Origin of the sequence: Tenacibaculum gallaicum (genome assembly GCF_003387615.1) — a bacterium.
GTDB classification, from domain to species: Bacteria; Bacteroidota; Bacteroidia; order Flavobacteriales; family Flavobacteriaceae; genus Polaribacter; species Polaribacter gallaicus.
Genome location: NZ_QUNS01000002.1, coordinates 434,960 through 449,677, shown reverse-complemented (window position 1 = coordinate 449,677; position 14,718 = coordinate 434,960). Strand labels below are relative to the sequence as shown.

Annotated in this window: 3 protein-coding genes; all 3 read right to left on the bottom strand. The window is 28.0% G+C overall.

The features are described 5' to 3' along the window. Positions 1-45 precede the first annotated feature (45 nt). From C7448_RS06415 to C7448_RS06405, 3 genes are read right to left on the bottom strand one after another with little or no spacing between them, the layout of a single operon-like run. On the bottom strand, positions 46-3,294 hold the full coding sequence (locus C7448_RS06415) for a condensation domain-containing protein (RefSeq protein WP_115900533.1): 3,249 nt from the start codon (positions 3,292-3,294) through the stop codon (positions 46-48). 26 nt (positions 3,295-3,320) lie between these two features. Beyond that, positions 3,321-4,637 (bottom strand): KamA family radical SAM protein, encoded by a 1,317-nt coding sequence (locus tag C7448_RS06410; RefSeq protein WP_115900532.1) that lies wholly within the window; start codon positions 4,635-4,637, stop codon positions 3,321-3,323. Positions 4,638-4,683: 46 nt separating this feature from the next. Next, a complete protein-coding gene (locus C7448_RS06405; protein ID WP_115900531.1) occupies positions 4,684-14,679 on the bottom strand; it encodes a non-ribosomal peptide synthetase in 9,996 nt (3,331 codons plus the stop codon). Between the last annotated feature and the right edge of the window lie 39 nt (positions 14,680-14,718).

Here is a 14,718-nt window from a genome sequence, read left to right as displayed (position 1 = left end):
GATTTACAAGTACTACATCTAAGAATAGTAACTTAGAATTGTTTTTTAAAAGCTAAAAGAAGGAATGGTTTCTTTATCTATTACATCAATTTCACCTATCTTTTTATCTGGTGAGTAGGTAAACTCTTCTAGGCATTTTATGAATCGATTGGCAATCTTTTCTATCTCTGTTTCACTAAATATATTTACTTGATATTCTATTCTAAAGGAAATAGACTCTTCGTAATTACTTATATAAAAGCAGATAGGAAATTTACTCTTTTTGTTTTTTCTAACCTCTGGGTAAACAGTTAGATTTTCAATATTTATATTAGAATCTTCATGATTAATGTAATTTACATAAACATCAATTCTATCAATCAAATTCTCTTTATGCTGTTGTTCAAAATCATCTACAATTAAATCGAAAGGATAAAAAGAATTATCTATCATTTTTATCTGTTTTTGTAAAGTTTCTTTTACTAAATCTTTAACAGAATCTTCTTCTTTAATTGTTACATTTAATGGGAGTAAATTTAAATATAACCCTACTTGATTTAGTAAATCAGGGTGATTTCTTAAATTCACTGGAACACCAATAACTACATTTTTTTGAGAAGTAGTTTTATAAACTAGAACCCCTAAAGCCGCAGATATTACTCCCATTAAATTATAATTATGCTTTAAGCATAATTCTTTAACATCTACAACTAATTTTTCTGATAATTGTCTTATAACATATCCTCCTTCAAATCTCTGTTCTTCAGAAATATTGTACCATTTAGATTGTTTATTTAAGTTTTTTAAGCAACCACTCCAAAATTCCTTTTCCTTAACAAATTCATTTAACTGTATACGATTCTTTATCCAATTAGCATAATCTTTATATTGAATTTTTAGAGGCTCTAAATCAATATTCTTATTGTCTTTAAAATTTATATATAAATCTACAATTTCTTTAATTAAAATTTGATCCGAAGTGTAATCACCTATAATGTGATGCATTACAGTACAAAGTTTAAACTTTGTTTCTTCAAGTTGAAGAAGCATTATTTTAAATAAAGGGGCTTGCTCAAAATTAAATAATGTTTCAGAGAAATCTGCTATAGATTTATCTATAAATGATGTATTGCTATTATCTATTCTATTATAAGAAAACATCAAGTTAACATCTATGTTTTCATTTATTATCTGCACTATATCTCCTTCTTTATTAAGTTTGAAAGACGTTCTTAATACCTCATGCCTGTTAACAACTTGTTGCAAGACCTTTTTAAACAGCTCTGTATTTAATTCTCCTTCAATGTTGTATGTATGGGGCATATTATGAGCTATTGATTCTTTTTCTGATTGAGACGTAACCCAGATTCTCATTTGTTCATTTGATACAATGTACCCTTCTTCTCTATTCTCTTCTAATTTTGGAATACTCTCAATTACTTTTACTTTATGCTTCTTTTTTCTATCTTCCAAAAGTTGACCTAGCTCATGTATTGTGGGATTAAGAAAGATTTCCTCTATTGAAATAGCAACTCCAAACTCTTTTTTTATCCTTGTTCTTAAAAGTATTTGCTTTATACTATTTCCTCCTAAAAAAAGAAAATTATCATTAATTCCTAGATTTTCTATAACCAAAACTTCTTTCCATAATTTTACCAAAACTTTTTCTACTTCAGTTTTAGGTTCAATCATTTCTCTACTTGTTATTCTTTCTGAAATACTTTCATACAAGTCTACACCATCAACCTTACCATTAGCTGTCATTGGAAATTCATTTAGCTTAAAAATCATGGATGGTATCTCATATAACGATAAAAATTTTGAGCAGTAATTTTTAATATCTTCATCTTTTGTATAGTCAGATTTATAAAAACAAACTAAAGATGCATCTATACTTCCTTCTTTAAAAACCATACACTTTACCATAGAGACATCTTCTATCTCAAGAATTACTTTTTCTATGGAATTTACATCAATCCTAACTCCATTTAATTTAACCATTCCGTCTTTTCTTCCTAAAATTACAATATCTCTTTCTTCATTATATATTCCATAATCTCCAGTATCATATACTATTTCCTTTTCTTTCGAAAGAGGATTCTGAATAAACTTTTCTAATGTTTGCTTTTCATTATTGTAATACCCTTTAGATAAAAAGGGGGTTCTAATGTATACACTTCCTTTTTCATTAACTCTACATATTTCGTTCTTACTATTCACTATCAACACTCTTGTGTTAGAAATAGGTTTACCAACACATAAAACATCAGACAATTTCCCTTCTAATTGATTTTCAATTTTATGATAAGTACTTAAAATTGTAGACTCAGTAGTTCCATAAAAATTATATATTCCTGTTTTTTTACCATGAAACTTTCTCCAGTTTAAAATATCCTTATTGTACAATTTTTCTCCTGCAAGTAATATATATTTTAAGCTAGGAAACTCTTTTATTCCCCCTTCTTTTTCAATTCCTACTCCTGTGAGAAGTCTAAACATAGTTGGAACCATATGCATAAGAGTTATTTTCTCTTTTAAAATCCATTCAGTCAATTTTAATGTATCTTGTTTTATATCTTCTGAAGGGATACATAATGTTGCTCCATTTATTAAAGAAATAAAAATATCTTTTAAAGAAGCGTCAAAAGAATAAGATATAATTTGACCTAACCTATCATTTTCATTCACCTCTAACTCCTTTGACTCCCAATGAATAAAATGGCTTAAACTCTTGTGTTTTCCTAAAACAGCTTTAGGTGTTCCTGTTGATCCTGAAGTAAAGAAAATATAACTAGAATCATCTCCATCAATATCAAAATCAGGATTATTATATTCTTCTCCAATATGTATATCTTCTTCAATATACTCTTCTTTTATTAACTTGAATAATGTAATTTTTAAATCATTCGTTTCATTTAAAGATAAATTAATAACAAGTGGAATTTGATAATCTAATTGCTTATTAAAATATTTTATTTTATCATGGTTTAAATTCGATGTAAGCATTACTTTAGGAGCTAGCTTATACATCTCTTTCCAATGTTTTTCTTGGTATTTACTATCTAATGGTAAGTAAACTTTTCCGCTTTTAAAAATCCCCAAAAGTGATACTAATTGATAAAGACGTTCTTCAAATAAAACCGATATTATGCCTTTATCTTCAATATTTAATGAATTTATAGTATGTGCTAATTTATTCGCTATTTCATTTAATTTTAGATATGAAAGTGTTCTATTTTCTGTTTTAACCGAAATATTGGCAGGATATTTAGCTACTGTATTCTCAAATACCGTATGGATTACCTTCTTATTCATTTCTTATTAATTTATTCTAATGCGTACTAAATATTTTGAAATAAATGTTCTTTTTCAAAAAAGAAGTTTTCTGCTCCAAAAGCTGGAATTAAATCATTTAACCAAACAGCTTTCTCATTATATTTTGAAAAAAAAGGTGCCCCAACCCAATTAGGGTTTCTTGCTTGGTTAAAACGCAGACTAAATAACTTTTCATTATTAATTTCATTAACACCCAATACCTGTATTTTTCCTTGATTTGCTGACATAACTGGTCCTTTTACTGTTCTTGCAAGACCTCCTACTTTTCTATATGCATTTTGATATATTTCTAGAGCTTCATTTAAAGTAACTGCAAAATAAGATTGAGCTCCTGTATCTCTCGCCAAAAACATATAATAAGGAACACATCCTAACTTTACTTGTTCTCTCCACATCTCCTCCCAAGCCTCACTTGAATCATTTATGTATTTCATAATAGGAGACTGAGTTCGTATCTGAGCTCCCGTTGAAAGTATTCTTTTAATAGCTTTTTTTACCGCTGTTGTTTTCAATTCATTAGGGTGATTAAAATGAGCCATAATAGTTAAATTATAACCTGCTGCTATAATTTCTTCAAATAAGGCTATAATTTCATCTGCATCATCATCCGTCAAGAACTTATACGGCCAATACCCAAGAGCTTTAGTGCCAATTCTTATATTTTGTAGATTTCCAACTTTATTCTTCAGTATTGACTCCAAATATCTTTTAAAAATTGACGCTTTCATTATCATTGGGTCTCCTCCTGTAAATAATAAATCTGTTACCTCTTTATTATTCTCTATGTACTTAATTAATAAATTAGTTTCCTTCATGGCAAATTTTACAGCATCAAGATTAACAAATTGTGGCCATCTAAAGCAAAATGTACAATATGCATGGCATGTTTGACTATTACTTGGAAAAAACAATACTGTTTCTTTATACTTATGCTGAATGCCTGTTAGAGGTACTCCATCTAGAAGAGGAATGTTTTCTACTTGAGAACTTGAGTGTGGGTTTAATTCTTGTCTAATTCTATTAATAAGTTCAACCATTTCACGCTTATTCATATTACTATCAATAGCTTCAGAAACTAACTTATAATGCTTTTCAGAGAGCATTTCTTTTTGTGGAAATGTTAATTGAAAAATTGGGTCATTCGGAATGTTATTCCAATCTATTAATTCTTCAATCACATAATTATTTACTTTAAATGGTAATACACTCCCTACCGTTCTGATTGCTTTAATCTCACCCTCAGAAAGATATGTTTTTACCTGTGGAATCTTTAAAAAGTTTGGTAAACTCCATGCCTGATATTTGTGTATGTTATTACTCATTTGTTAAAGTATATTTTTACGGTTTCTTATTTGATTATTTTTTCTTCTAGAAGTCTTCTCCTAAAGTTTCATTAAGCAATTCTGAAAATTCATTTTGCTCAACTTTTTCAGATAAATCTCTAATTTCATCTATATAGTTACCTATGGTTAGATTATTATTTTCAGAAATGGTTATCAATAAAGTTTCAAATTCAGCATACAATTTATCAATAACTGAATTCGTGTATAAGTCTAAATTATATACTATTTGAGTTTCAATTAACCCATTGCTTTCCTTTATAAAAAAAGTTAAATCTACTTTGCTTCTTACCTTTTTCTTATTAATCTTACCTAGAACTGTATTTTCTAAAGGAAACTTTTTCTCTGTAATATTACTTTGAACCATAACTAACATTATATCAAACAATGAGCTTCTAGAAGGATCATTTTCATACTGAATATCATTCAATAATTTATAAAATGGATAATCTTGATACTTTTGAGTTTTTAATACTGAATTTTTTATTCGTTTTAAACTAGTTTCATAGAGTTCATCTTCTTTAAATTTTAATCTAATAGCTACAGTATTTATAAAACACCCTATTTGGTCTTTTAGGTCTGAATGATTTCTACCTGCTGTAGGGCTACCAATTATAATATCATTTTGTAGTGAATATTTATAAAGTAAAATTTGTAATACACCAAGAGCATGCATATATAAGGACACCTCTTTATTTGTAACAAACGTGAATATTTTTTCAGAATCTCTAGTATCTATAACTCCTGAATAAATTCCTCCATTATATGTTTTTACTCTTGGACGGGTATTAGATATTGAAAGTTCAATTTTAGGTAACTCTCCTTGTAATTGACTCATCCAAAAACTCTTAGATTCTTTTCCACAGTTAATATCTTGTTTTAATTTCCAACTAGAGTAATCCTTAAACTGCATGGGTAGTTCTTTTCTTTTTAACGTTGAAATATCTTTGCTAATTTTATATTCATTCAGGATTTCATTTATCAAAATTTCAATAGACCAAGCATCACAAATTATATGATGGATATTTACATAAAGCATATAATTAAGATCACTTACCCTTAACATTGAAACTCTCATCAAAGGACCAGTCTCCAAACTAAATAATGTTTCATTTTCTTTTGAAACATATTCATTTACACAACTTAAAATATCTGAAGAATGTCTATAATCTTCATAATGAACTCTAAACTTCAATTCCTCAAAAGTCAAAACTCTTTGATATATTTTACCTTCTTCTGATTCAACAAATACAGTTCGTAAGATTTCGTATCGCTTAATTACTTCTTCAATTGACTTTTCAAGCTTTTTGGCATTCATTGTTACCTCAAAGTTAAACGACATATGATAAGCTTTTGACCCTTCTTTATATTGACTTGCAACCCATATATTCTTTTGATTTGAAGTTATAGGATAATATTCTGTATTTACTGCTTTTGGTATTCTTGTTTCTACAAGCTTAGGTGTATTTGATATTAATTGAGCGTGATCTCTAATACTTGTATGGGTAAAAATCAATTTCATCGATAATTTTACTTTGAAAACTCTCTTATATTCATTTATCAATTTTGCAGCACTCAAACTATGCCCACCTAACTCAAAAAAGTTATTATTAACACCGATACCCGCTACTCCTAAAACTGACTCCCATATACTTTGTACCTTCCTTTCAGTTTCGTTTTTTGGTTTTTCTATAATACCACTCTCAAACTCTTCATTAATTGCTGGTAATGCTTTTCTATCTACTTTCCCATTTGGAGTTAAGGGAATTTCATTTATAAAAATGAAATAGTTAGGAATCATATAATCTGGAAGAGTTTCTTTTAAATCTCTTCTTATTTTTGAAACTTCTATTTTATTAAGAGTCGTCAAATACGCTACTATAACTTTTTGTTTTTTTAAATCACTTAATATAACAACGACATTGGCTATATATGAAAAAGAAGACAATACATTTTCTATTTCACCTAATTCAATCCTATGCCCTCTTATCTTAACCTGATTATCAATCCTTCTCTCAAAACAAATACTTCCATTGAGTAATCTTTTCCCTAAATCTCCTGTTTTATATAATTTAGTTTTGGGATTAAAAGGGTTTGTTATAAACTTTTCATTTGTTAAACTGTCAAAATTTAAATATCCTTTAGCTAGTCCATCACCTCCTAAGTATATTTCTCCTATACAGCCTATTGGTAATAATTTACCAGATGAATCTAATATATATGCAGTGCTATTACTAACAGGATAACCAATAGGAATATTCTCTTTTACATCTATTACACTGTAGGTTAATGAAAATGTTGTATTTTCTGTTGGTCCATACCCATTAATAATTTTTAAATTTTTAAATTTTGACCTTACTTTTTTAATATGTCCTGAAGATAGCTTTTCTCCCCCTACTAAAACTGTAGAGAGTCTTTCGAATACATCAATATGATCATCTACTAGTTGATTAAACCAACCAGATGTAAACCACATAATATTAACCTTATTATGAAGCGTTAAAAACTTTAAAGTATTTGAATCTAATAATTTTTCTCTTGAGCTAAGGATGAGTTTTCCTCCATTTAATAATGGTCCCCAGTACTCAAAAGTAGTTGCATCAAACGAAAAAGCTCCTGTTGAAAGTAATACATCCTCTTTAGTAAAATGATAGTAATTAGATTCTTTTACTAGACGCATAATGCTTTTATGAGGTATCATAACCCCTTTTGGCTTACCTGTTGACCCAGAAGTATACATAACATAAGCTAAATCTGAAGAAGAGATATCTCTGTATACTTTTTTTGAATTCTTATCTGAAACTAAAAAGTTTAATATTATTTCTTCATTAATTGTTAGCTTACAATTAGTATCACTTTCTATATATTCAATTCTTTCCTGTGGATAGTTAATATCTATTGGCACATAGGCTGCTCCTAACTTTAAGACTGCTAATATTGATATGATAGACCATTCACTCCTTTCTAACTTAACACCTATAAAATCTTCTTTTTTAATTTCATTATTTTGTAAAACATAGTTAGAAAGTTGAGTCGATAACTCATCCAATTCAAAATAAGTTAGAGACTTATCTTCAAATATTAAAGCCTCATTATTAGGTGATTTTATTACCTGTTCTTCAAATAATAAAACGACATTTTTATTTTTCTGATAATCTGACTTTGTGTTATTAAACTCGGAAACTAACTCATACTTTTCTTTATCTGATAAATAATTTACTTCGTTAAGTTTAGCTTTTGAGTCATTAATAACATATTTAAAAAAGTTCTCTAGGTGTTTTCCTAATCTGCTAATAAAATCCTTTGTATACAAATCTGTATTATATTCAATTATAACAGACAATCCCTTAGCTGAATTAATAAAAGAAAATGTAATATCGAATTGACTCGTTTTCCTATAGTCTCTTATTACAGAAGACACTTTTACGCCTCCTCTTAAACTATCATACCTACCGGTAGAGCTTACTTCATCTTGTAAAACTACCATAACATCAAATAAAGCTGACCTTGCAGGATCTCTTTTTAGCTTTAATTCATCTATTAATGTATCAAACGGATAAAATTGGTGTTCGTATGCTTCTATTAAATTTTCCTTTTGAATTCTTAACAAATCTTCAAAAGTCTGATTCATATCAAAACTTGTTCTAATGGCTAAAGTATTTAGATATAAACCTATTTGACCCTCTAAATCAGGATGTTCTCTTCCTGCAACAGGAGTTCCTAAAACTATATCTGTTTGCCCTGTATATCTAGATAATACACCATTTAAACCTGCCATTAGTAGCATAAATAATGTTACTTCTTTCTTAGCTAAGTAAAGTTCCAATTTATTAGAAACTTCCTCTGAAAATTCATAGTAAACCCTAGCCCCGTTGTATGTTTTTATTAGTGGTCTTTTTTGATAAGTAGGTAATTCTAAAACAGGAACACCATTTGCAAATTTATTTAACCAATATTCTTTTAAATTATCAAATTCATTATTTAAAACTTGTTGATTTAACCAATTGGCATAATCCTTATATTGAATATTTAAAGAGTGTAATTCATTCTTTTCTTCATTATAAAACTTAGTCAATTCCTTTATAAAAACCTCCATTGACCAACCGTCTCCTATAATATGATGAAGATTGAATATTAGGTAATATTCTTCTTCTGAAACAGAGGCTAGACACAATTTTAACAATGGAGCTTTTGAGAGATCAAATCTATTAGAACTCACCTTTTCTATTAGGTCATTTATACTTTTATAATCCTGAAAACATAAATAATCTATCTCAAACTTAATTTCATCATAAGACTTAATTTTTTGATAAATACCATTATCATAATTAACAAAATAAGTTCTTAAACTCTCATGCCTTTCAATTACATTATAGATTGATTTTTTCAAAGAATCAACATTCAAAGTACCTTCTAATTTTAAAACTCCAGGAATATTATATGCTTCTGATCCTTTATCAAATTGACTTAAAATCCAAAGTCTTTTTTGTGCTGAAGTAACTTTTACCAAAGAACCTGATAATACCTTCTCTATTGGTTTATAGGTTTTCTTTTTTAATCTAGTAACTAATTCTTTAATAGTTGGATAAGCGAATATTTCTTTTATTTTAATATGATAATTTAGCTCCTTTTCAATTTTATTGATAAGTTTAATACTTTTTAAACTATGCCCTCCTAATTCAAAAAAATTGTCAATAACTCCAATATTTTTTACTTCTAGAGTATCCTCCCATATTTTTACTAGTTTTATTTCTAGTTCAGTACTGGGAGCAATATATTTTTTAGTACATTTTTGAAGATTATCAATACCCAATAATAGTTTTTTATCTATCTTTCCATTAGTTGTTAACGGTATTTCATCAATAAAAGCATAATAAGTTGGTAGCATATAATTTGCTAGCCTTTTACTTAAAAACTCTCTTATATCATTTATTGGTAAAGAATCTCCTACAATAAAAGAAACAATATCTTTAATATGTTCTTGTTCTTTTACAAGAACAACCGCTTTTTTAATATTTGGATGATTTAACAAAGCTTGCTCAATCTCTTCTAGTTCTATTCTATATCCTCTAATTTTAACTTGATGATCTCGTCTTCCTATAAATTCAAGATTACCACTTGGAAGCCATCTTACTAAATCTCCTGTTCTATAAATTTTACTTTCTTCTACAAAAGGGTGCTCTTGAAACTTTTTCTTTGTTAACTCTAGATCATTTAAGTACCCTTTAGCCAAACCTGCTCCAGATATACATAGCTCACCTATTACTCCTTTCGGGACTAATACATTTGTGTTTTCCTCTAAAACTAATAACTGATAGTTTGGTAATGGAATACCTATTGGTAAATTTGATGTGCTAATACTGTTTATATCCTCTACTTCGTAAAAACTAGAACAAATTGTTGCCTCTGTAGGTCCATAACCATTAATTATTCTAATCTTTTTATCAAAATACCATTGTATCGCCTCTTTTTTAATTCCTTCTACTCCAATAAGTATTCTTTCTAAATATAAATTATTATATAAGGATAAGTTCATACTTATTTCCTCTAAATGCATCGGGTGTATATAACAATGTTTTATTTTATTTTCATAAAGAAAAGAAGCATACTCTCTTGGAGACATAACAACATGCTTCTCTGGAATAACAAGAATACTTCCTGAGGTAATTGCTGAAAATATTTCCATTACAGATACATCAAAAATAAAATTACAGGTTAATGATGTTCTGGTTTTTTCAAGATTATAAAACTCTAAGAAATTGGTTAAACTAGCGTGAGATACCATCACTCCTTTAGGTGTTCCAGTAGAACCTGAAGTAAAAATAACATATGCTAAATCTTGTGAAGTAGTTCTATTTTTAATACCTGAACTAATCTTATTTTTAACCTGTAAAAACTCATTTAAAAAAACCTCATCTAAAACTACTTTTGACTTTGTACTGTCTTTTATATAGAACTTTCTCAAATCCGGAAAATCTGGATCTACAGGACAATAAGCTCCTCCGGTTTTTAAAACGGCTAGAATTGATATTATAAGCCATTCACTTCTTTCTAAAGAAACTACTACAATATCATTTACATTGATATTTGTTTTACTCAACAGAAAATTAGCCAATTCATTAGATAAAACATCTAACTCCTTATAACTTATTTTTCTTTCTTTATATTCTATTGCAATTTCACTTGGAGCCTCTTGAACTTTATCTTCAAATAATTCTAAAACATTACTACCAAAATTTTGTTTAATCACAGATCTTTGACTCATAGATAGCTGTTCTTCTTTTTCCTCTCCTTCAACCAAAGAAATTGCATCAACTACTTCATCAGGTTTGTTTATAATTTTATGTAAAAGTATATTAAGGTGCGTATGAATTCGTTGAATAAATTCATGTTCATAGATATCGGTATTATAATCAACCTCTAAAGTCAATTCTTCTTCATATTCTGAAAAAACAAATGAAATATCAAATTGAGCTACATCTCTATTAATGTGATACTTTTCTATTTTTAAAGATGATTCTTCCTCTTCCTTTTTTAAACTTGATAATTGCTGTTGATTTTGTAAAACTACCATTACATCAAACAAAGGTGATCTCGATAAGTCTCTTTCTAAATCTAACTTTTTAACCAGTAAATCAAAAGGATAATTTTGATTACTATACGCTTCTAATAATTCTTCTCTTTCTATATCTAATAATTCAAGAAAGTTCATTTGCCCATTAAAATTCGAGCGTATTGCAAGTGTATTTACAAAAAGTCCTATCTGATTTTCTATAGAAAGATGTTCTCTACCTGCAATAGGTATCCCCACTGTTATATCTGATTGATTTGAATACTTATAAAGTATAACCTTTATTACCGACATTAAAGTCATAAATAAAGTAACCTCATTATTACTAGAAAACTGTTTTAAACTTCTCAACAAAGAACCTTCTATTACTGAATGAGTTTGTTCTCCTGAAAAAGTCTTCTTTAAAGGTCTCTTTTTAAAACTTGGTAGTTCAAGTACGGGCGGACTGTTCTTGAATTTTTGAAGCCAATACTTTTCTTCTTCAAAACCAGATGATATATTTTTATTTAACCATTCTGAATAATCTTTAAACTGAATTTCTAACGGTTCACTAACTAATTCTTCCTTGTGTCTTAAATCTTCATAATTGCTTAAAACTTTAGAAACAAGAATTTCCAAAGACCAACCATCTATAATTATATGATGAGCAGAAAAATATAAAATAAATTTCGAATCATTCAGTTTAAAAAGATAACAGTCATATAAATTTCCTGTCTCAAAATTGTAGTTAATTTCTAAGTCTTGGATATAATTATTTATCTCATTATCTTGATTATTTTTCATTGAAGAAAAATCTACAACCTTTAAATCAACTTTTTTATATTTTAAAATATATTGTTTTAATTGTCCTTCCTGATCAAGTATAAAAGCTGTTCTTAAAATCTCATAATTATCTATTAATTGCTGAAAAGCATTACTTAAATCTTGAATATTTAATTCTCCTGATAACCTAACTGCAGCAGTTACATTATATGCTTTCTCAGCATTATGCAGTTGACTCAACACCCAAACCCTTAACTGAGAAAACGTTACTTTATAGCATTCTTTTTTCGGTGCTTTGTCGATACTTAAAAAACTTTGATTTTTCAAGTTCTTAATTACCCCTTGTATTGTAGGGTTTTTGTAAAACACCTTAAAAGAAATAGTTCTATTTAACTCCTTGTATATTTTATTTATAACTTGAGAAATCATTAAACTGTGTCCTCCCAAATCAAAAAAACTATCATTTACTCCAATTTTTTCAATTCCAATAATACTTTGCCATATCTTAGCTATTTTTATTTCTTTAGGAGTTTTAGGAGCTATATATTCTCTTTTTCTACTAAGTTCAGACACCAAACTTGAAAGAGCTTTCTTATCTATTTTACCGTTAGAATTTAAAGGGATTTCTTTTAATTTTACAAAGCTTCCCGGAATCATATAAGAAGGAAGTTTGGTTTTTAAATACTTTTTTAATTCATCTTCCTTGAAAAATTCACTTCCTACATAATAACCAATAAGCACGCTTCCTTTGTTAACTTGCATTAAGTCAACAACAACCTGAGTAATCTTATCTGAATATTTAACAAAGACATTTTCTATTTCCTCTAACTCTATTCTATATCCATTTAACTTAACTTGATTATCTCTTCTTCCAACAAATTCTAAAACACCGTCCTCATTCCATCTTACTAAATCTCCGGTGTCATACATTAACTTTCCTTTCTTAAAAGGATTAACTATAAACTTCTCGTTACTTAAGTCTTTTCTGTTCAAATACCCATTTGAGAGCCCATACCCAGAAAGGTATAACTTACCATTTACTCCAATTGGAACCAATTGTAAATAATCATCTAAAACATATACCTCCGTATTTGCAATTGGTCTTCCTATCGGAATTGTTTTATACTTCTTTTTAGAAAGTTTATAAACAGTGCTATAAGTGGTATCTTCTGATGGGCCATATAAATTTCTTATTTCAATATGATTATTATATTGAAATAGTTTTTCAGTAATATCAACGGGAAACTTTTCTCCTGCTAAATTAATAACCCTCACATTATCTAAATCTGCCTTTTCTTTTATTAAACTCCTCATTACAGAAGGCACAGTATTTATTAAAATCTGTTCCGATTCGTTCAAGTATTTCTTAATATCTAAAGCATTCTTTAGTAACCTTATTTTTTTACCTATTGATAATGCATAGAACATTTCAAATATTGATAAGTCAAAACAATGGGATGTAGCAGCATAAACTATTGAAAATTTAGAATCATCAAACTCTACTTCTGCCCATTTAATTAAAGCTACTGCATTGAAATGAGTAATCATAACTCCCTTTGGGTTGCCTGTTGTTCCTGAAGTATAAATAATATAGGCTAAAGAGCGACAATCTAATTCTAAATCTAAATTCTCTGGAGACAATTCCTTTTTACATCTCTTAAACTGATTGAAAATAGTATCATCAATTATTAATTTAGACTTACTATCTGTTAGGATATATTCTATTCTACTTTTAGGATAATTAATATCAATAGGCACATAGGTTCCTCCTACTTTTAAAACACCTAAAATTGTTGTTAATAGCTTTTCATTTCTTTTTAACTTTATTCCTATTATATCTCCTGATTGTACTCCTTTATTTTGAATTAAAAACCTCGCAAATCGATTAACTTCATTATTTAATGACTGATAACTTATTTCTTCATCTTTAAACTTAAATGCAGTTTTTTTAGGGCTTTTAAACACTTGTTTTTCAAAAAGAGTAACAAGAGTTGTACTTTCGTTGTATTTTAAGGAAGTATTATTGAGTTCTTTTAATAGCTTAGAACGTTCTTCTTTAAACACCAGTGGAATACTCCTTATTTCTTTATCAATATAACTTTCTAAATTAACCAACCAGTTTTCAAAAGATTTAAAAAAGCTATAAACTTTTTTCTCGCTAACAAAATCCTCATCAAACAAAATTCTGACAGATAACCCTTGATTAGTTTTCTCTATATGTAAATTAAAAGGAGTTTGTATTAGGCTAGAAGCACTATCTAAACTATTATAAGTAAAAGAATAAAGGGAGCTTTTTACTAAACTATCAAAAGTGTTCTCTATTTCAACATTAGAATATTTATAAGCCTTCTGAACTTCATTTTTAACTTCATTGAGATACTCTTTAAAAAATTTAGTCCCATTTTCTGTAGATAAAACAAATAACAAAGCCCCATCTTTTAAATTAGTTGTAGATACTACCCCTTTAACTTCAAAATATCGGTTTAACAAAGCATTAAATACACTTAATAAAATTGTATATTCTGCAGCCTCTCCAGAATTAGAAATTTTAAGAAAGTATGATATTCTTTCTAAATTTATAACCTCTTCTATTTTAGAATCTACTTTAAAGTTTAAAGTATTTATAACACCAATTCTTTCAACCTTTCGAGACCAATAGTCTTCTTTTATTTGTTCTTTAATAGTATCCAATGTAGTATGTACAACTTTTTATGAAAATTCTTTATGAAG

Coding starts and splice junctions, on each gene's coding strand:
- C7448_RS06410 (WP_115900532.1), bottom strand. CDS start 4,637: ATGAGTAATAACATACACAAATATCAGGCATGGAGTTTACCAAACTTT.
- C7448_RS06415 (WP_115900533.1), bottom strand. CDS start 3,294: ATGAATAAGAAGGTAATCCATACGGTATTTGAGAATACAGTAGCTAAA.